Source organism: Salegentibacter lacus (assembly GCF_020164555.1).
GTDB classification, from domain to species: Bacteria; Bacteroidota; Bacteroidia; order Flavobacteriales; family Flavobacteriaceae; genus Salegentibacter; species Salegentibacter lacus.
Genome location: NZ_JAIQZB010000073.1, coordinates 1 through 387, shown reverse-complemented (window position 1 = coordinate 387; position 387 = coordinate 1). Strand labels below are relative to the sequence as shown.

1 pseudogene is annotated in these 387 nt (G+C 39.0%); it reads left to right on the top strand.

Going from position 1 to position 387, the window contains the following annotated elements:
- Positions 1 to 387 (top strand): annotated as a pseudogene (locus tag LB465_RS18125) (IS1595 family transposase); the annotation flags it as partial.

Here is a 387-nt window from a genome sequence, read left to right as displayed (position 1 = left end):
AATACCTTGCTTCAATCAAGTCCAAAAATGGCTTTAAATGTACAAGATGTAACCACAATGCTTGTCAAGTACGTAAGGATTTTGCCAGGCAATGCAATATTTGCCACCATATCGAATCTGCCACTGCAGATACGCTTTTTCATAAAGTTAAATTTGGTGTACGCAAAGCATTTTTTATCTGTTTTGAGATGGCAACAACTACCAAAAGTTTATCGGCAAGTTATATGTCCGTGCGCTATGGTGTTACAGAAAAAACGGCTAGGTTATTTATGTTGAAAGTCAGAGAAGCTATGGCTTCGAGTGGAAACAATCCTATGGATGGCGATGTTCACGTGGATGAATTTGTTCTGGGTGGCAAGGACGAAGGAAAAATAGGAAGAAGTTATG